The organism is Providencia sp. 6390 (assembly GCF_058148425.1).
Genome location: NZ_JBYVYL010000006.1, coordinates 221,992 through 241,904, shown reverse-complemented (window position 1 = coordinate 241,904; position 19,913 = coordinate 221,992). Strand labels below are relative to the sequence as shown.

The 19,913-nt window shown below is 41.4% G+C and carries 16 protein-coding genes; 8 read left to right on the top strand and 8 right to left on the bottom strand.

The genetic code is table 11. The annotated features are described in order from the left end of the window. Positions 1–59: 59 nt before the first annotated feature. Entirely contained in the window at positions 60–908 is an 849-nt protein-coding gene (locus AC3Z9T_RS14465; protein ID WP_490126808.1) for an AraC family transcriptional regulator, read from the bottom strand. 30 nt (positions 909–938) lie between these two features. Continuing rightward, entirely contained in the window at positions 939–1,400 is a 462-nt protein-coding gene (locus AC3Z9T_RS14460; RefSeq protein WP_490126807.1) for a MarR family winged helix-turn-helix transcriptional regulator, read from the bottom strand. A gap of 230 nt (positions 1,401–1,630) precedes the next feature. Between AC3Z9T_RS14460 and AC3Z9T_RS14455 the strand changes: the two genes are divergently transcribed. From AC3Z9T_RS14455 to AC3Z9T_RS14445, 3 genes are all read left to right on the top strand, one after another. After that, entirely contained in the window at positions 1,631–2,764 is a 1,134-nt protein-coding gene (locus AC3Z9T_RS14455; protein WP_490126806.1) for an LLM class flavin-dependent oxidoreductase, read from the top strand. Then, complete coding sequence (locus tag AC3Z9T_RS14450) at positions 2,761–3,237, top strand: flavin reductase family protein (RefSeq protein ID WP_490126805.1); 477 nt, start codon at positions 2,761–2,763, stop codon at positions 3,235–3,237. The genes AC3Z9T_RS14455 and AC3Z9T_RS14450 overlap by 4 nt, the downstream gene beginning before the upstream one ends. Before the next feature lie 279 nt (positions 3,238–3,516). Then, the gene (locus AC3Z9T_RS14445) at positions 3,517–4,521 is read left to right on the top strand and encodes a hypothetical protein (protein WP_490126804.1); all 1,005 of its coding nucleotides are present in this window, start codon (positions 3,517–3,519) and stop codon (positions 4,519–4,521) included. Positions 4,522–4,606: 85 nt separating this feature from the next. Here the strand turns inward: AC3Z9T_RS14445 and AC3Z9T_RS14440 are convergent, their stop codons facing one another. The 5 genes from AC3Z9T_RS14440 to AC3Z9T_RS14420 all read right to left on the bottom strand — a co-directional run bounded on the left by AC3Z9T_RS14440 (position 4,607) and on the right by AC3Z9T_RS14420 (position 13,542). Further along, entirely contained in the window at positions 4,607–7,396 is a 2,790-nt protein-coding gene (locus tag AC3Z9T_RS14440; RefSeq protein WP_490126803.1) for a M16 family metallopeptidase, read from the bottom strand. Between the two features lie 2 nt (positions 7,397–7,398). Next, on the bottom strand, positions 7,399–9,072 hold the full coding sequence (locus AC3Z9T_RS14435) for an ABC transporter ATP-binding protein/permease (protein ID WP_490126802.1): 1,674 nt from the start codon (positions 9,070–9,072) through the stop codon (positions 7,399–7,401). A 60-nt stretch (positions 9,073–9,132) separates the two neighbouring features. Next, positions 9,133–11,901, bottom strand: a complete 2,769-nt coding sequence (locus AC3Z9T_RS14430; protein WP_490126801.1) for a secretin and TonB N-terminal domain-containing protein — start codon at positions 11,899–11,901, stop codon at positions 9,133–9,135. 118 nt (positions 11,902–12,019) lie between these two features. Beyond that, on the bottom strand, positions 12,020–13,006 hold the full coding sequence (locus tag AC3Z9T_RS14425) for a FecR family protein (protein WP_490126800.1): 987 nt from the start codon (positions 13,004–13,006) through the stop codon (positions 12,020–12,022). Further along, positions 13,006–13,542: an RNA polymerase sigma factor gene (locus AC3Z9T_RS14420; RefSeq protein WP_490126799.1), complete on the bottom strand. Its 537-nt coding sequence runs from the start codon at positions 13,540–13,542 to the stop codon at positions 13,006–13,008. The genes AC3Z9T_RS14425 and AC3Z9T_RS14420 overlap by 1 nt, the downstream gene beginning before the upstream one ends. Positions 13,543–13,729: 187 nt before the next feature. On the opposite strand from AC3Z9T_RS14420, the gene AC3Z9T_RS14415 reads away from it, so the two are divergent. Further along, the gene (locus AC3Z9T_RS14415) at positions 13,730–14,512 is read left to right on the top strand and encodes an energy transducer TonB (protein ID WP_490126798.1); all 783 of its coding nucleotides are present in this window, start codon (positions 13,730–13,732) and stop codon (positions 14,510–14,512) included. 20 nt (positions 14,513–14,532) lie between these two features. Here the strand turns inward: AC3Z9T_RS14415 and AC3Z9T_RS14410 are convergent, their stop codons facing one another. Further along, a complete protein-coding gene (locus AC3Z9T_RS14410) occupies positions 14,533–15,291 on the bottom strand; it encodes an AhpA/YtjB family protein (protein ID WP_490126797.1) in 759 nt (252 codons plus the stop codon). A 121-nt stretch (positions 15,292–15,412) separates the two neighbouring features. Between AC3Z9T_RS14410 and serB the strand changes: the two genes are divergently transcribed. From serB to AC3Z9T_RS14390, 4 genes are all read left to right on the top strand, one after another. After that, on the top strand, positions 15,413–16,390 hold the full coding sequence (gene serB, locus AC3Z9T_RS14405) for a phosphoserine phosphatase (protein ID WP_490126796.1): 978 nt from the start codon (positions 15,413–15,415) through the stop codon (positions 16,388–16,390). A gap of 106 nt (positions 16,391–16,496) precedes the next feature. Continuing rightward, positions 16,497–17,888: a DNA repair protein RadA gene (gene radA, locus AC3Z9T_RS14400; protein ID WP_490126795.1), complete on the top strand. Its 1,392-nt coding sequence runs from the start codon at positions 16,497–16,499 to the stop codon at positions 17,886–17,888. A 10-nt stretch (positions 17,889–17,898) separates the two neighbouring features. Next, positions 17,899–19,131, top strand: coding sequence for a multifunctional transcriptional regulator/nicotinamide-nucleotide adenylyltransferase/ribosylnicotinamide kinase NadR (nadR, locus tag AC3Z9T_RS14395; RefSeq protein ID WP_490126794.1), 1,233 nt, complete (start codon positions 17,899–17,901; stop codon positions 19,129–19,131). 59 nt (positions 19,132–19,190) lie between these two features. Further along, positions 19,191–19,772, top strand: a complete 582-nt coding sequence (locus AC3Z9T_RS14390; RefSeq protein ID WP_490126793.1) for a TetR/AcrR family transcriptional regulator — start codon at positions 19,191–19,193, stop codon at positions 19,770–19,772. Positions 19,773–19,913 lie beyond the last annotated feature (141 nt).

Genomic DNA, 19,913 nt, shown 5'->3' with positions numbered 1-19,913 from the left:
TGTTGGTTGTCAATTGATAATCTTGGAATATGAAACATCAAATTAAATAATTTCAAGCCTTATAATGAATGATTAAACATTGTCCCTTTTAAGCTCTGACTCGGCGTTTCGCCAAATCGAGCTTTATATTCAGCACTAAAGCGCCCCATATGGGCAAATCCCCAACGTAAGGCGATCCCTGTGACATTATTGACATCGCCAGATAAAAGCTCTGAACGTACTTTATCCAATCTTAATGTTTTCAGATATTGCATTGGACTGACATTTAAAAAATGGCGAAAGCCGCTATATAAGCTGCGCGAACTGACACCCGCGACGAGTGCAAGTTGCTCCATGGTAATATTTTCATGGGCGTGGATATGCAGAAAATCTTGTGCTTTTTTGACATGCCTAGGGCAAACATTGCTGATCCTTTGGTTGGTGCCTGTGCTGTGATTATGGGGAAATGTCGACAAGATAGAATTTACAATTAATTTTTCCAATTGGCTGACAACGTGCTTTTGTTGTCTTAATACTTCGTGATCTGAAATGCAGCTAAGTAAGTATTTAGCGAGATGGCGCCAAGTGCAGGCATTGTAACTAGAAAGTTCGGTTTCAAACACAATTGGTGTGTCAATAAGATGACCTAGCTGGCTCACCAGTGTTCGTTCTAACAGCGAATAAGGAATAAAAATCAGCAGTGTTTCTTCTCGATGATTCCAGATAAATTGGCTGGAATTGTTTTTATTAATCAATGAAATATGTTCATTGTTTTGCACAAAATATGCATTTCCATCAAACAAAGCCGCATCGCTGCGAAGAGGAATATGCAGTATAAAACAATTGGCCTGTTCTTGATGTTGGACTTGAACAGTATCGCCATAGCGTAAACAATATAGTTTTAATTCACCAAATGTTGTCATACTCATAATATCCTCTTTATTTTTCAAGAATATATATCACTCTTCCGTTAAGCTATTTTTTAATGCGCTTAACAAATCATAAAGCAATGCTTTATCCTGTGGATTGATATTTTTTAATAATCCATCTAGCCATTTTTTATGTTCAATTGAAATTAACTCAAATAATTCATTGCCTTGCGGTGTTATTTTTATATAGTTTGAACGGCGGTCTTGATCATTAATAATCCTTTCTGCTAATTCCATTTTCTCCAATCCATCGACTAGGCTAGTGATATTGCCATCGGTAACTAACATCAAACGAGAAAGCTCCTTCATTTTGATCCCTTCCGGATGGCGCTGTAGTTGCGACAGTAAATCAAATCTTGGCAGGGTAAATTCAAAATTTTCCCTGAGCTTTTTGCGCAGATCCGTTTCGATTAACTTGACGCAGGACAGCATGCGTAACCAAAGCTTCACATCGGAAGTATCATTTCGTGTTTCGTTTGCTTGTTTATCCATTCCTTTAAAGCCCCTTATTGGTCATAAATCTTATTTCAATATTTAACTAATTGAATTTTAACTGAATTAAATTTTAAAGCGACTTTTGTGTCCTGAAACGCATTTTTTGTTTGATTTATAACCAAGAGTCAAATACTTTAATATTAAATACTTTAACATTAAACAATTTAAGTTTGAAGTATTTTTGTTGTTGTAATGTGGTAAGCAAACTATAACTATGAGATGAAATAATGAAAAAAATAATATCAAATCAGATGTTTAACGATAATAAATTCAAGCTTGGTCTATTTGCAGCAAACTGTTCAGGAGGGATGGCGGTCACAAAAATTCCTGAACGGTGGGATAACTCATGGGAAAATAATTTACAAATGGCAGAGATAGCCGATGCTGCGGGCATCGAATTTCTTTTACCAATAGCAAGATGGATAGGTTATGGCGGCGAAACAAATTTCCATGGCAATGTTTTAGAAACAATCACTTGGGCTTCAGCATTACTGGCAAGAACACGTCATATTAGTATTTTTAGTACGGTGCACACCTCGTTTAATCACCCTGTTGTTGTGGCAAAGCAAATCGCAACGATGGATAACATTGGTCATGGTCGAGCTGGGCTGAATGTGGTTTGTGGTTGGAATCGCCCTGAATATGAGGCACTTGGCGGTGAGTTACCTTATGATCATGAAAGCCGTTACGCTTATGGCCAAGAATGGGTTGATGTGATCAAAGCGCTATGGAAAGAAGAAAAGCCTTTTGATTGGCATCGTGAATTCTTTAATTTAAAAAATACTTACAGCTACCCACATCCACTGAATAAAAATGTCCCAATTTTAAATGCCGCAGGCTCTGCTCAAGGGCGTAAATTTGCGATCCGCAATGCCGATTTCCTTTTCACCTCCACCATTACCTTAGAAAGTTCAGAAAAAGAAATTGCAGAGTTGAAACAGCAAGCCGAACAAATTGAAAGGCAAAATGCGTTAAATATTTTAACTTTCTCCTATGTGGTGTGCCGTGAAAACCGTAAAGAGGCCGAAGAGTTTCATGAATGGTACTCACAAGAACATGCAGACTGGGGCGCTGTTGATAATGTGATCCGTTTAATGTTTGAAAACGCGGAATCTTTTCCAAAAGATAAACTGAATTTTATTCGCAATCGTTTTTCAGCCGGTCATGGTGGGTACCCTTTAGTGGGAACACCTGATGATGTTGCTGATGGTATCGAACGCCTTTCTAAGGCTGGTTTTGCGGGATCAACGCTAGCGTTTGTGAATTACGCAAAAGAGTTGCCATATTTCTGCCAAGAAGTATTACCTCGATTAGAGGCAAAAGGTTTGAGGTTGCCATTTAATGGAGGAGAGAATCTATGACTCAGTTAACGGCTGATGATTTCAAACTGGGTATGCGTAAACTAGCACTGCCTGTTGCGGTGATCTCAGTGAAATCGGATGAGCAACGTAATGGGTTAACGGCATCGTCATTTTGTTCGGTGAGTGTCGACCCCCCACGTTTCCTGATCTGTGTGGGTAAGGCAGCCAGCGCACATCCACAGATCAGCATTGGTGAAGGCATTGCGGTCAATGTGTTGTCAGAGTCACAGCATGAACAGGCGATGCAATTTGCCAGTAAAACGCATAAAGGTGAACAACGTTTTAGCTTAGGTGAATGGAACACTTTACACACAGGTGCACCAATATTAGATGACACAACCATTAGTTTTGATTGTATTGTTGATAACATCATTGATGATGTGACGCACAGTATTATTACCGCAACAGTGGTGGCACAAAAACATACAGAGAATATGTGTTTACTGTATCGCGATGGTAAGCCAATGAGTTAAAACGTCATGTTAGGCTCATTTCAGACGTCTATTTATGGTCTGCTATGAGCCTAACTAATTATCATTACACGAAATTTGCTCTATTTCTACTGTAGTTGTTCTTATTTGTTTTTCTTTACCTATTAATAAACAACAGTTCTAACTAATATTAGATTTATATGTAAATAATGTTGTAGCGATATTTAAAAGCATTACCTTGTTGTTAATATATTGTTAATTATAGATAAGTTATCTCTTTTGAAATTATTCTCATTGCGATTATTTAAAAGGAAGGTAATTATGTTTAATCATATAAAGAGTGGTGATGCATTGGCTGTATCAATTCAGAAGAAAAATAATAATAATGATATTTCACAAAAATCATTAAATAAGATTAAAGATAAAATTATACTAATAAAAAATAGTGTAGCTTCTGAAGTTTTTAAAAAAAACATGGATAGCATTAAAGTTCAGGTTTCTGAAATGAAAAGCCACACTGTAAGTGAGAAAATAAATAAAGTCATCAATGCATGTTTGACTAAAGAAAACCAATCAAATCAATCGGCCTCAAATGAAGTAAAGAATGAAGCGGGGAATAAAGTAGCGACTGATCCTAAATTTAGTCGTATTCGCTCTAGTCACACAATAGAGGAAGCGATTTTACTCAAAGTCGTTTTTAATGGTATCTCTCAACAGTCGTTAAATAAAATTGAAACTAAAATCAAGAATAAGTTAAAAGAAATGATATCAAGCCAAACTCCTGAGTTATTTGAACGTGAAATGTTGAATGCACAATCTATTTTGAAAAAATATGATAATGAAGTGGTGTGTGAAGAAATAAACAAAATTATTAACAAGTACTTGGATAAATACGAACGGTTTATCTGCGAAGGGAAAACACCACTAAACAGAATTTGTTATGCGATACAATCCGTCGAAAAATTACAAAGTATTACTCCACGTAAGCTAAATGAATTTAAAATGGCAATTATCGATAGCTTTAAATATCAACCAATAGAGTCTATTGATGCACACTCAGAATATTTAATAGAGGTAGTATTCAAATATACTCATGAAAATATTAAGCAGGAAATCAATGGTTTTATCGAACTATATGCCATAGATAGAGCAAAAGAATTGAAGGGGGATAAACAGTATCATATTGAAAGTAATAGGGAATTATTGAACGTTCAAAGAGACCCTAATGCGGAAGAATTGATGGAGACGATAAGTGTCAAAAAAATATTCTCTCATCTATTCAGTCGATTAATAAACAATATACGAAAAATTTTTTCCAGAAATTAATTAATAATGAATTTTACTGATGTAGCAATGCCGCTAAAGATATAAAAATCAGCCAACTGTTTTTGCTGGCTGATTTTTACTCATATTATGGTGTCATGGTAAACACTTTTGTATTCTGCCCTAAATATTGGCGAGCAATGCGGTTAATATCTTCTACCTGCAATTGACCAATAATCACGGTCTCTTGGTTCAAACGTTGATACTGCTGATCATCAGCGGCAATTTGCGCCAGTGCCTCTGTCCAATAACCTGAGCTATCAACAACCTGTGCATTTTCGGTCAGCCAAATGTTTTTTGCTTCGCTAAGTTCTTTATTATTAATACCAGATGTTCGTAGCTGCTGAATGGTTTGTTGAGCAATATGTTCCATTTCATCAGTGCGTTCAGGTGATGTGGTAAAGTTTAATCGAGCAAAATAGTACGGTTGCGGTTTCTTAGCTAACATTTGAGAAAAACCAAGCGCATAGATACCGCTGGCCTTTTCGCGCAATTCACTACGCAAGCGCTGGCTCACGATGGTATCTAGCAATTGCATCGCTAATTGATCTTGTTGTGTCCACTGAGCAGGGGCTGCAAATTGAATGCTTACCATGCTTTTATCACTGCTACTGATTGGATAACGTTTATTGAAGCTTGCCATCTTAGGTATGATCCCTTGATCACGCCATGTGAGCTGTCGATTGGCAGTTGGGATCGAAGCTACCCATTGTTCTAGCTGTGCCTTAAGTTGCTTACTGTTGATTGCCCCCGTGATCACCAAAGTCATATCTGCCGTTGAGGTGAGGAGCTGACGATTCGCTTGTTGTAGCTGACCTGCGGTGAACTGCTTCCAGCCACCTTGTGGATCAATGGTTAATAATTCACCATGCTGATAGCTTTCTTTATTGATATTATCTAGGAATGTCCGTTCTACAGGGGTTTTAGCTAAATTCAATGCAAAAGATTGTTTTTGCTGCTCAAGCTTTTCACCGCTGAACTGTGGTGCAGTCAGTTTCAAATGTAATAATTGCAATGCGGTTTCTAAATTATCGGCGGGTGCTTTACCGCGAAAACCGTGTGTTAACAATTCACTATAGGGACGGATTGAGATCTGATTTTGTTTAGCGAGTAATGATAGGTCGCGAGCGCTGTATTCGCCATAACCACTGCTTTCAGGTAGTTTCAGTGCCCAGTCAGTTAGCCCTGAAGTTTGTGCCGTCTCAAGTGAGCGGCCGCCTGCGAGTTGTAAATTGAACTGAATATCATCTTTAAGGTTGTTGTCTGCTTTAACAATCACCTGAATACCATTACTTAATTGCCAGCGCTCTGTTTTTGCAACGGGTAGCGGTGTTTGTTGGGTAATAGCTCCTTTTATTACATTAGGTAATTGCAGGGTGATTGCTTGAGAACGTAAGGTAAATGGCCCCGGTGAACTGTGGCGAATATTATTCCATTGTTGTGTGAAAACAGAACGCTCAAAGGTGGTTGCATCAGTATCGGGACCAATCAAGGCTAGGCGCGGCGATGCGGTATTTAATAAACTGACGATATGCTGTTTTAAATCTTGTGGTGTTACTTTACTGATCATTTGATAGCTATTATCAAGCTGTTGGCGTTTGTTCCACATTGGCATATCGTATTCAAGCGCGGTAGTGAGCTGCCCTGCTAAATAATCATTAGTATAGCGTTGCTCTGAAGCAGCTTGCTGACTCAGTTTTTTCAACATACCTTGGCGTGCGCTATCCAGTTCTGCTTGAGTGACTGGCTCCGTGGCTAAGCGTTGCAACTCAGTAAATAACACTTCAGTCGCCGCTGCATAATCATTGCCTTTTGGATGAATAATCATTAGCTGCTGGAGGCGTTGATTATCTAACATCGATCCTTGCTCATTGATGCTAATTGCTGGCAAAACGCCATTATCAACGAGAACAGAAAAACGTTGATTCAAAATCGCCAACCATAAGCTATCCATAAGGTCTTCATATTGCCCTTGGCGTGTGTTGAGTGGGGCAGAAACATCTTTTTGTAATGCGAATTGAATAAAGCGTGCACCTTGCTCTTTATCAAATACAGGTTGAATTAACATCTGAGTCGAGTTAGCAAACTGTTTCCACTCAGGGTTATCTTGAGAAGGAGTCGCTGGTTGAGGTAAAGCAAACAATGTGTTGATTTCACTACGGACGTTACTGTTATTGAAATCGCCAATGACCAATAACACCATACGCTGTGGCTGATACCATGTTTGGTAATAGTTTTTGGCTTGCTCAATCGGTGCCTGACGTACGATATCTAATGATCCTATTGGGTTACGTTGTGCATAACGACTACCATGGTAACGTAATTGTTCAAGGCTATCGTTAATACGATAGCCCATACCTTGGCGCAAGCGCCACTCTTCAACGATCACAGGACGTTCTTTTTCAAACGCCTCCTGATCAAAGGTCATATTTGATGCCCAATCGGCAATCACTTGTAGACCCGTTGAAATTTGTGCAGGTGTCGCTTCCGGTAATGAAAGCTTATACAAAGTCGAATTTAGGCTAGTGATGGCATTGACATGACTACCTAATTTAAGACCTTGCTGCTCCAATTGTTTAAAACCCGTGGTGCCGGGGAAGTGCTTAGTGCCTTTAAACGCCATATGCTCAGTAAAGTGAGCTAGACCAAGCTGTTGCTCATTTTCTTGCAGTGAACCACTTTTGACTAATAAACGTAATTCAACACCGGGCTGATTACGCTGTAATAGATAAACCTGCAAACCATTATCTAATTGATAATATTGTAAATCATGGCGAACAGGTAGCGGAGCCTGCTTATTTACGCGCTGAGTGGCATTGTTTGTACAGCCACTCAGTATTAAGCCAATCAAGGCGGTCAAGGTGATTTGACGAAACATAATTAGATGTTCCTATGAGGTTCAATAAGAGGAAGTTGCTGCTCGGCTAATGGCCACAAGAAGCGTTGATGGCTGACGAGCACAATGGCACTATCCGGTAATTGCGCTTTTAGCAATTGCAGCATTTCAAGGGCGCTATTTTCATCGAGCGCTGAGGTGGTTTCATCTAACAACATCAGTTGTGGACGATTTAATAATAAACGAGCAAACATGATGCGTTGTTGCTCACCGCCAGATAAGCGGTTGTGCCAGTCGGTTTCTAAACTGAGTTGATGATGCAGTTTTTCCAAGCCAACTTGGCTTAACGCATGTTTGAAGTCAGCTTCGGTAAACTGTGAGCTCGCTTTTGGGTAAGCCAGTAGGCTTTCTAAGCGACTGACCGGTAAATAAAGCCGTTGCGGGATCCACATAACATGATCTGTACGTTCAATCTTGCCAGTAAAAAATGGCCAGTGACCACTTAAGGTGCGCAGTAGTGTTGATTTACCAATACCTGAACGACCTGAAATGAGGGTCAATTGACCTTGAGTGGCAGTGACTGCCACCGGTTCAAACAAGGTACGGTTATCTGCTGTTGAAACGGAAAGAGTAGCATTGAGCGCAGGACGCTGTTCAGTAATACTCACTTGTGCCGCGTTATCGTTTTCCAATAAGATCACAAAATTATACAGTCGTGAAACTGTGGCTTGCCAAGCAGCGATCTCTTTATAAGCAAAAATAAACCAACCCAATGAGGTGGCGACACTGCTAAAGGCTTGGCGGAGTTGCATTAATCCACCTAACATTATTTCACCTGCAAGGAATTTAGGCAGCGCAAGTAATACAGGAGCTAGTGCTGTCACCTGTTGGTAGCCAACGGTATAGAATGATAAGTTTCGTTCGCAGCGGATCAGTCGATTCCAGTTACCAACAATTTCAGCAAATCGCTGCATTAACTCTTTTTTGTCTTGGCTTTCACCTCGCTGACCTGCGATGGCATCACTGTGCTGGCGGCAATTGATTAGCGTACTACGGTAGTCTGCCTCACGACGCTGTTTATCCATATTTAAACGGCGTAGTGGGAAGCCAATCCACTGAGTGAGCGCAATACCAATGATGGTGTAAATAATACAAGCCCAAAACATATAGCCTGGAATTGTCCAAGCGCTATCAGCAAATTGAAATGACAGGCTACCTGAGAGAGTCCATAAAATGGTGGCGAATGACACTAATGTCAGCATGGAATGTAAGAAGGTCACTAACAAATTTAAGGTGGATTCAATCAGTAAGCGAATATCTTCAGCAATACGTTGGTCTGGGTTGTCCGGCTCTTGAGACGTTAGGCGCAACATATAGTGTTTGCTATTGGGTGACAACCAGCGGCTAAGTACTTGTTCAGTCATACCCTTTCGCCAGCGGATGATGAGCATCTGTTTGAGGTAGTTTCCCATTACCACAACGAGGATCAGCCCACTTACTAGCACTACAAAATATTGCAGTAGGCCATATAGTGCTTGCCCATCGAGTTTTTGCAGTGCGTTATAGAAATCACCGTTCCACATGTTCATTTTCACGTTGAACCACACCGAAGAGAGTGTCAGCCCCAGTGAAGCAGCCAGTAATAGCCAGCAGAATAGGGCAGCACGCTGCCCCCAAAATGGTTTAACTAAGTAGAAAAATTGTTTTAATGTCTTCATGACTTATTTCGTATGATGGTAAAAGACTCACATTGCTAACTAAATTGTTAAAAGTGGTGCCTAAAGGTCATAGTTAACCTGTAGCCAGAACTGGCGACCTGGGTCATAAGACTTCAATACCCTGTCTTCAAACATAAAACGGTCAGCGATATTTTTATTATTGAGGATATTGTTCACTTCAACGGAGAAGCCAAAACCATAGGCAAAGTCAGGTTTCCAGCCTAGGCGAGTATCCCATGTGTATTTACTGGCGAAATGTTGTTTGGTGTATTTACGAACTTGTCCATATTCAGGATCAAAAGCGTAGGAGTTGTCATAACGGACGGCTTGGTCACGTGCTCCCCACCATTGTAGGCGGTTATACCAAGTCAGGTCGTAGTCATCCCAAACACTGGTGAGCTCTAAATTGAATTTAAATGGCGAGTTAAAACTGGTTGAAGGTAGCTTAGATGCATCGATGATTTTGCCGTCATACCAAACTTTATTAAGGTTAACTTTATTGGCGGGGTCGAATGAGTTATAGCCCGAATCTTTAGGGGTATTACTTTCAGTTTGCTGCCATGTCAGTGATGCAGTCATCACATGTGAAGCATCCGCCCATTCCCACGGTTGGCTATTGTTGACTGAAAGCGTGACGGTATCGTGAGAGCTACGACCGCCATTGTCATACATGCGGATACTGCGTTTGTCGCTGGCACGAGTATCATACTTGGTGCGTGTTCTCACTTCATCATAGCCTTCACGATGTACATACTGTAAACGCCATGTCGTTGATAGAACTTCTTGTTGTAATGCGACTGTCAGCTCATCATTGTATGGAGTTTTGAGTGAATTGAGCCCTTCGTAATCTTTTTTGTTATCCCAATCATTTTTGTTAGGGTTCATTGAGCAAGGTGAGTCTTCATCACCATAACAATTCTGCATGCCGTCATTTTGCGCACCATACAGTGCATAGGTTAGCATTGAACGACCGTAGTAACGGTTAGCACCCGCAATGATTTGGGTTTTACCATCACCAAATACATCATAGTTACCTGTTAGACGCGGGGCGACGTTGGTGCGATTAACGAAGTCATCACGATCAAGGCGAACACCGGGGCGTAATGTCAGCTTGCCGTATTGAATACTGTCATCAAGGAACAAGGCGTAGTTAGTATACTCAGCGGAGTAGGTGCCTGATTGGAAGCGGTTGATATGGCTTAAATAGCCTTTATAGGTTTGATCACTGTCGATCTCCCCTGTGTAGGTATAGCGGAAGTAATCGTGATCACGCTGATAGGTGCCTTTGGTATAATTGACTTCTGCACCTAAGGTTGGTTTGTGGCTGAGGCCTAAACCATCTTCAATCGTGTTGAAACGCATAACACTTTTCAGGCCGTGGTTTTTCTGTTTTGAGGTCAAATCCCCTAAACCACCACTATTCAGTTCAGTGGTTTGCCAGTTCTCATCCAGAGCACGAACGGTTAGTGCATATTTTTGATCGTCTTTACGATCGTCTTTGAGATCTTGGGTGTTAGCCGTGAGTTCAAGTTGTCCAATATCTAATTGATGCTTAAATACTGCAGTAAAGCCAAGACCATTATGCGTCGAATCATAGCCCGAATTCATGATCGAAGCAGAAAATAGGTGACTATCATAAGAGGCATAATTAGCGGATAGATCTAAAGAGCTTTTATCCGAAAGGTCGAGGGAGTACTTGAGAAAATAATTGTCAGAGATACGACGTTGTTTTTTATTGCCATAGGCAAAATCAACCATTTCAACCTGATTGTTTTCATTTAGGATCGCAGAGTCACCACCGGTAACGGTCATTGGAATGGTTGAACTGCGGCGTGAAGCTGAGAAAACGATCCCTGAATTTTCACTGACGCCTAATTCAAACCAACCGCCGAAATCATTTTTATCATAGCGGTTCTGGAAACGTGCAGGGTTGGCGGTGTCATTTTTGCTGGTATCAATATTTTGTGCGGAATCATGGAATAAATTATTCCAGCCTGAACGAGTTAATCGATAATATGCATGGGCGCTATTCTCTCCTTGCCAGCGACGGCTATTGACTTCAACGGTTCCACCTGTGAAACCTCCAAATTCAACAGGAATATTATTATCATAGACAGCCATACTATCGATTAGCCTACTATCGATATAGATACCTTGGTCGCTACTGCTTAAACGAGTTCCCGTTTCACCTAAGCCATTATCAGCAGGATCAAAGTCATTATTAAAACTCACGCCATCTAAACGATAGGCATTTTGATAGCTGCTGGAACCATGAATTGAAATACGAGAGGGCTTTATTTCCCCTTGGTTCATTGAATTACTGTCACTATTGGCAAACTGAACCGCTGGGTTGGTTTTCATCAAATCGGTGATATTGCCATCACCTGTATTTCTTTGGCTAATCTCTTCAGAAGTCACATATTGTGGTGCTGACATGACATCGCTGACAGGGTGATTTTGTACTACACCCGAAACTTGGGTTTCAGGTAGCACTAATGTGCCTTGATTTAAGCTTTGTGGGCGAATGACCAATACGCCATTTTCATTGACCAGCTCTAACCCGCTACCGATGAGTATTTTTTGTAATGCGGTTTGTGCGGTGTAGTTGCCTGACAGCGCTGGCGCGCGTAGCCCATTGAGTTGATTTTTATTATAGAGTAATTGAATTTGCCCTTGCTGGCTGATTTGAGCAACGGAAGTTGCAAGGGGTTGTTCGGGTAGTGTAAATGCAACTTCTTGCGCTATCGCTGATTGGCAAGCTATTGCTGTACTCGCTGCAACCAACAGTGCAAGCGGTTTAAGCCGTTGATGTGTGAATCGAATTGACATAAGTATCCCTTATTCCTAAGCGGCACAAAATATGTGCTGAAAAATTGCTAAATAAATAACAACTGCTTAGGAAGAGGGGGAAATGAGAATTATCCTCACCTACAAATCGAAATAATTTTCATTTATTTTTTTTGTTTTGGATAATCAATACGTTATTTTTATCTTGATAAACGACTTGGACAGGTAACAACATAGGAAGCGCTTGGAAAAACTGATCGGGTTGGCGCAAATTGATACGTCCTGAGATCTTACTTTGAGCTAACGTTGCAGGTGAAAGCTCAACGTTGATTGGTGAATAGGCTTTAAGTTCAGCAAGCACTTCAAACAGTGGTTTATCAGTAAAACTCAACTCACCAAAGCGCCATCTTGCAATATCTAGCGGTGCAATTTTATTCACTTTAGCAGGGCTATTGGCGGCTAAACTCACGGCATTATCACCCGCAAATAAGTAAACAACTTGCTGTTGTTTCCCTGTTTGTAGGCTGACGATGCCTTGGTTAACACTGACAGCAATTTGTTGGTTTTCTCTATCGACTTCAAATTCAGTACCCACCACTTGAATGCGCCTTTCATCTGCTAGGATCACAAATGGACGATAGGGATTAGATTTGACTTTGAAGTAAGCACTGCCGCTGTCTAAATAGATTTGGCGAACTTCGGTTTCATAAGCGACACGAACTCGTGTATGGCGATTGAGAAATAACGAGGAGCCATCAGATAATATGACTTCTTTTGGTGCTTCATTAGCCACAAGAGTCATATTATTCAATAGCATGGATGGAAGATGGCTATAGGGTAAAAATAATACCGCAGCAATAAAAAAAGCGGCAAGGGTATTCCCCAATGGGCGCCAAAGCCGAAAAAACAGCCCTTTTTTCGGTTTGTTTACGATAGAAGCAGGCCTAGGCATCGCATCGAACTCACGCCAAACATCTGCAATTGCTTCATAGGCTTTAGCATGCTTTGGTGATGCGCTTAACCACAATTGAAACTGTTTAGCTTGTTCTGCCGTCAGTTGCTGGCTATGGCAGCGAGTGAACCATAGTGCAGCTTGCTCATCAATAGTGTCTAGTTCATCTGGCTCATGTATTGATGTGTGAGTCATTAATTTTTATTGCTCTGATTATCAAGGTGCTTTTTACAGTGAACCAAAGCAGCGGCAATGTGTTTTTCTACCATACTAATAGAAATTTCCATGCGTTCTGCAATTTCGCTTTGTGATAAGCCATCGAACCGATACAGTAAAAAAGCTTCTCGTCGCCGAGGCGGTAAGCTTTCAATAGCATCGCTTAGCCACTGTATGCGTTGCTGCTGCTCCAGTATTTCACTGGGATCTGCTTGTGTAGCCACTAAATTTTGCTCAATCAAGCTACCATCAACATCAGTGGTTGATTTTGCCTGACGTTGGTTACGACGCCAATGGTCAATTAAGACATGATTGGCGATTTTGAACAAATAAGCACGGTTCTCTTTGATCGGAGATTGTTCTTTTCTGTTAAGCCATAGTGTAAACACATCCTGTGATAAATCATCAGCATCATTGCTATTACCAAGCCGATTGCGGAAAAAGCGGACAAGCTGGCTATAAGTTGACTGATATGCCCCACTAATTTTGCGGGCAAGGGATTTATCGATCGTCATTTTTCGCTGGTGCCAAAAAGTTATGAATGCACATCATGCATTCAATGGTAAGTTCAGATTTATTGTAATAATGCCGTTTAAAATCAATCGTTTGATTTAGTATTTGACTAAAGATTAATAATAATGAATATCATTTTCGTTCGTATTATGCCTATAATCTGCAAAAAATAAAGTCGTGAGGCAAAATATGAGCAGTATTGCGGGTAAGATCGATCGCCCGATTTTCAGCCCTCTGGGCGGTTTGTTACTAAGTCTTCTTTTCCATGGAACACTCGCAGTGATTTTTATTGGTTGGTTTACCGCAAGCTTACCGAAAACGGGGGTTTTGCCACCGGCAATATCGCTACAGATGGGGGTTTATCAACTTGAACAACACTCAGAGCCTGAAGTTAACCATGCACCTAAACAGCAGATGGCGATCCCAGAAGAAATTTTGCCTGATGTAGTTGAAAAAACGCAAAAATTGCCTGAAACACCACTAGTTGATAATGGTACCTTGACTAAAGTGAATGACAAAAAACGTCCACCCAAAAAGAAACAGCCACAGGCTAGAAAAGTGGTGGAAGAAGCTCCAGTAAATACACAGGAGTCAGCGGTGACTTCTGTGCCTATGTCAGGGAGTGAGTCAAGTAGTCGTGCAAATTTTTCAAGTAATAGCTCAACGGCAATCAGTGGCCATCAAGGCTGGCAAAGCGAGGTTCATCAACGTTTAGCTAAAGCCAAACGCTACCCAAGAGCCGCCTTACGTTTCCGTTCGACAGGGGTTTCTCAGGTTAAAATTACCGTGGACAGTAAAGGCGAAGTGGTGAGTGCGAGTTTAATTAATTCATCTGGAACTAAAATTTTAGATAAAGAGGCGCTGGCTACGATCAATCGTGCTGCTCCATTTCCTGCTCCACCTGAAACGTTATTAGTTGAAGGGCGAGTAGAGCTTATAGCGCCTATTGTATTTGATACGACATCGATTTAAATCTGAGGCTGAGTATTTGCTCAGCCTTTGTGTTCAGGTGGTTTAGGCTTATTAGGCTTACTTTTTGCTCGACGTTTTTTAGGGCGATAAGGGCGCTGTTCCGCTTTTTTCTTCTCTGAGCTAGGCTTTCTCAATTGGCTGCTTGCTGTGCTTTCTTCTTCCTCATTGGTATTGTCTTCGTCAACAACCAACTGTGGAGGCATGTTTTTTCCTTTCTTTTTCTTGGTGCGGAATAAGGTATTTGCCAATACGATCCCAATACAAAGAGCCAACAAAATAAAGAAACGTAATACGTTAGTGCTGTTATCAGCTTGCTGGAGTTCTGTGGTTAATAGTTCTGTATCAATGGTTAAGCGTAGGTAGCCTTTAGGTTCTTCTTTTCCAGGAACGGGTACCACTAATTGATACTGAAAAGGTTGAACGGATTGATTGTTATCGATAGCGAGTCGCTCACGTACCGGAACCGTTTCCCCTGCATTGGCAATCAATGTGCCGCTCGCAGAGTAAATGCTGGCATCCAAAATATATTTGTCTTTCGTAATGTTATCTAAATTGGCGATAATTCGTTCTCGATTAAAATCTTTGCTGCCGGAAACGATATAATCGGATAAGCTGAATGCCACTTGCTCAGCTAAAACACGGGTTAATTGTTTGTATTGCTCAACGCGGTTTTGGTTTTGGCTGTTCCCTAAATAGGAAACGCCGTGCATTAATAAGGCAATTAATGCCACACAGATAACAATTATGACTGTTTTGTGAAGCTTAGATGTTAGTTTCATAGAAATCATTGAGTGCTCTTTGACTATTCTTTGGCATTATGGTGCCAGAGCTTGTGCATATAGGGTAGTTTTAGGCACATTTTATTATAAAACACTGAGTCGATTACAGGAGCAAATTTTCATGTCAACGAGTTTGACCTATTGCTATTTACCCGATGAAATTCAGAAATGGCCGGGCCTGCCATTATCACTGAGCGGGGAAGAGGTGATGCCTCTAGATTACCGTGCGGGGGATAGTGGTTGGTTATTGTATGGTCGTGGCTTAGATAAAGCACGTATCAGCGACTTCCAACAACGCTTAGGCATAGCAATAGTGATCGTTTCATCATGGCGAATTGACGATTACCAAGTGGTTCGCATCGCAGGTAGTATCACACCCCGCATTAAGAAACTGGCAGATGAAAGTTTATTAGATGTAGTGCCATTAGGCCAAATCCCTCGCTTGCGTTCTCCGGGGATCTTGTTGATGGACATGGATTCCACGGCGATCCAAATCGAATGTATTGATGAAATTGCTCGTTTGTATGGCGTTGGTGAGCAGGTTTCTGAAGTGACTGAACGTGCAATGCAAGGTGAACTCGACTTTACCGAAAGCTTAAAAGCACGCGTAGCACTACTAAAAGGTGCTGATGTGATGATCCTCCAACAAGTGATGGACACACTGCCACTGATGCCGGGTTTAACCAGCTTAGTTCGTAAATTACAAGCGATGGATTGGCATGTTGCGATTGCATCAGGTGGTTTTACCTTCTTTGCTGATAATTTGCGTCAACAACTGAAATTAGCTGCAGCCGTTGCCAACCAACTCGAAATTAAAGATGGCAAACTCACAGGTAAAGTCAAAGGGCCCATTGTGGATGCAAAATACAAAGCACAAACCTTAGTGAAATTGGCAGAAAAGCTTGAAATTCCAATAGAACAAACTGTGGCGATTGGCGATGGTGCCAACGACCTAAAGATGCTGCGTAAGGCAGGATTGGGGATCGCTTATCATGCAAAACCGAAGGTGTACGCAAGGGCGAAGGTAGCTATTCGTCACGCAGATCTTATGGGGGTGATGTGTGTTTTAAGCGGTGGTTTAAAACATGAGGAAAGATAATATCCGTTATATTTCGCGCCGTGGCGGTGCCGTTTTCGTCTAGCCACAACACGAACTATTTATATCGAGTGAATGTATTAGTAACAAAGCAATAAGGAGCGATATTGTGGCAAAAGGTGCAAAAAGGGCATTTGTGTGTAATGAGTGCGGGGCGGACTACCCGCGCTGGCAAGGTCAATGCAGTGCCTGCCATGCATGGAATACCATTACAGAAGTACGCCTTGCCTCAACGAGCTCCTCTTCACGTAATGACCGCCTAACTGGGTATGCAGGCAATGCTGCTGGGGTCAGTCGCGTCCAAAAACTATCAGATATTAGCCTCGAAGAGCTGCCGCGCTTTACGACAGGTTTTAAAGAGTTTGACCGTGTGTTGGGAGGCGGGGTGGTGCCCGGAAGTGCCATCCTTATTGGGGGTAACCCTGGCGCAGGTAAAAGTACGTTATTACTACAAACCATGTGTTTGTTATCTCGTGAAATGAAAACTCTCTATGTGACAGGGGAAGAATCTCTACAGCAAGTGGCGATGCGAGCTCATCGGCTTGGCCTGCCAACAGATTCATTAAATATGCTATCAGAAACCAGTATTGAGCAAATTTGTTTAACCGCTGAGCAAGAGCAGCCCAAATTGATGGTGATCGACTCAATACAAGTGATGCACATGGCTGATATTCAATCCTCCCCAGGAAGCGTCGCACAGGTTCGAGAAACGGCTGCTTATTTAACACGTTTCGCAAAAACACGTGGGGTGGCTATTATTATGGTTGGTCATGTCACCAAAGATGGTTCTTTGGCAGGCCCAAAAGTGCTTGAACACTGTATTGACTGCTCAATTATGCTAGATGGTGATGCTGATAACCGTTTCCGTACATTGCGTAGCCACAAAAACCGTTTTGGCGCAGTCAACGAACTAGGTGTCTTTGCCATGACAGAACAAGGGCTGAAAGAGGTGAGCAATCCATCGGCAATCTTTTTAAGTCGTGGTGATGAAATTACTTCTGGCAGCTCAGTCATGGTGGTATGGGAAGGCACTCGGCCCTTGCTGGTGGAAATTCAAGCGTTGGTTGACCACTCGATGATGTCCAATCCACGCCGTGTTGCTGTTGGTTTGGAGCAAAACCGGTTAGCCATTTTATTGGCTGTTTTGCACCGTCATGGCGGCTTGCAAATGTCAGATCAAGATGTTTTTGTTAACGTCGTCGGAGGTGTTAAGGTCACTGAAACCAGTGCTGACCTTGCATTGCTTCTCTCATTGGTTTCCAGTTTTCGTGATCGTCCATTACCAAGAGATTTGGTGGTGTTTGGTGAGGTCGGTTTAGCAGGTGAAATCCGCCCAGTACCTAGTGGGCAAGAACGTATTTCGGAAGCGGCAAAACACGGCTTTAAACGTGCGATTGTGCCACATGCCAATATGCCTAAAAAATCGCCACCTGATATGAAAGTATATGGAGTGAAAAAACTCTCAGATGCGTTAAGCGTAATGGATGAACTCTATGAGTAAAGGAAAATAAATGGCTGAATTTGATTATCTGAAGAATGCAATTAAGCAGGCTGGCTACACATTGCAGCAAGTTGCTGACGCCTCTGATATGACGAAAGGTTATCTGAGCCAGCTGATTAACGATAAAATTAAAAGCCCTAGCGCGCAGAAAATAGCAGCTCTACATCGTTTTCTTGGATTAGAGTATCCTAACAAGCAGAAAACTATCGGTGTGGTATTTGGCAAGTTTTACCCTTTGCATACAGGGCATATTTATTTGATCCAGCGAGCCTGTAGCCAAGTAGATGAACTGCACGTGATCCTTTGTTATGACGAACCTCGTGATAAAGACCTGTTTGTGAATAGCTCAATGTCACAACAGCCAACAGTAAGCGACCGTTTGCGCTGGTTATTACAAACCTTTAAATATCAAAAAAATATTCATATTCATTCCTTCGATGAGCAAGGAATAGAGCCATATCCACACGGCTGGGAAGTGTGGAGCGATGGTATGAAACAGTTCCTAAACCAGAACAATATTCATCCGAGCTATATCTACTCGAGCGAAACCAATGATGCACCACGTTATAAAGAGCATTTGGGGATAGAAACTATTTTGATTGACCCTGAACGCACTTTTATGAATATCAGTGGTAACCAGATCCGCCAAGCACCTTTCCGTTATTGGGATTACATCCCAACTGAAGTAAAACCTTTCTTTGTCCGTAAAGTCGCGATATTGGGAGGGGAGTCGAGTGGTAAATCAACATTAGTTAACAAATTAGCCAATATTTTTAATACCACCAGTGCGTGGGAGTTTGGGCGTGATTATGTATTTTCCCATTTAGGGGGAAATGAGATGGCGCTACAATATTCGGACTATGACAAAATTGCATTAGGTCACGCTCAGTATATTGATTTTGCTGTAAAATATGCAAACAAAGTCGCTTTTATTGATACCGATTTCATTACTACACAAGCTTTCTGTAAGCGCTATGAAGGGAAAGAGCATCCATTTGTGCAGGCGCTGATTGATGAATACCGCTTTGACCTTGTGATTGTTTTGGAAAACAACACACCGTGGGTTGCTGATGGTTTGCGCAGTTTAGGCAGTAATAAGGATCGTCAAGAGTTTCAATCACTGTTGATTGAAATGTTGCACAAGAACAATGTTGAATTTGTTCGTGTCGAATCGCCTGATTATGATAGCCGTTTTTTAACCTGCATTTCATTAGTTCAGCAACTATTGATGTTGGATGAATAAATAAAAGCGCCTACTATTTTTAGGCGCTAATTGATAGCTATATGGCATAGAGAAATATCATGACAATACAACCTAAGAAGCCAAGAACCAAACCCGCAGAAGAAAGGTTAGATGACCTGATGAATGCAGCGGAAAAACTGTTTCTTTCTAAAGGATTTGTGAGCACCACTGTCAGTGAAATTGTCTTGTCTGCCGATGTGGCAAAAGGGACTTTTTATCACTATTTTCAATCTAAAAATGACATTATGGAAGCGTTGCGCACACGCTATATGGATTGGTATTTAGGGCATATTCAAACTGCTTTAGATAACCAAACTACTGCGGGTGAAAAATTGAAATCATGGTGCGAGAACAGCGTTAAATACTATGTTGAAAAGCAAAATATTCATGACATGCTATTTCACGATGAATACCATGGACGTGGCAATGATCACGAAACCAGAGCCGTTGAACAAATCAAAGAAATTTTAGCGTTTGGCGAAAAAAAACAAGCATGGTCCGCTTTACCACCAGAGCTAATGGCAACGATGATCTACCATGCTATGCATGCTGCCGTTGATAACTTATCGAATAGTACGGAATACAATCAACATAACTTAGGCGAGATCCTCTATCAGCGCTTTAGCTTACTCCTCAGCTAAACTTATTTTATATTTTCTTTGTAAATGTTACTTGGTTAATATTAATATCTTCCTTTAAGGCGTTGACGTTCTATGGAACATAAAAGGTTTGGTGGTGAGAAAGGACAAAGAAACGTTAAGGCTTACAATAGATTCGGCGGT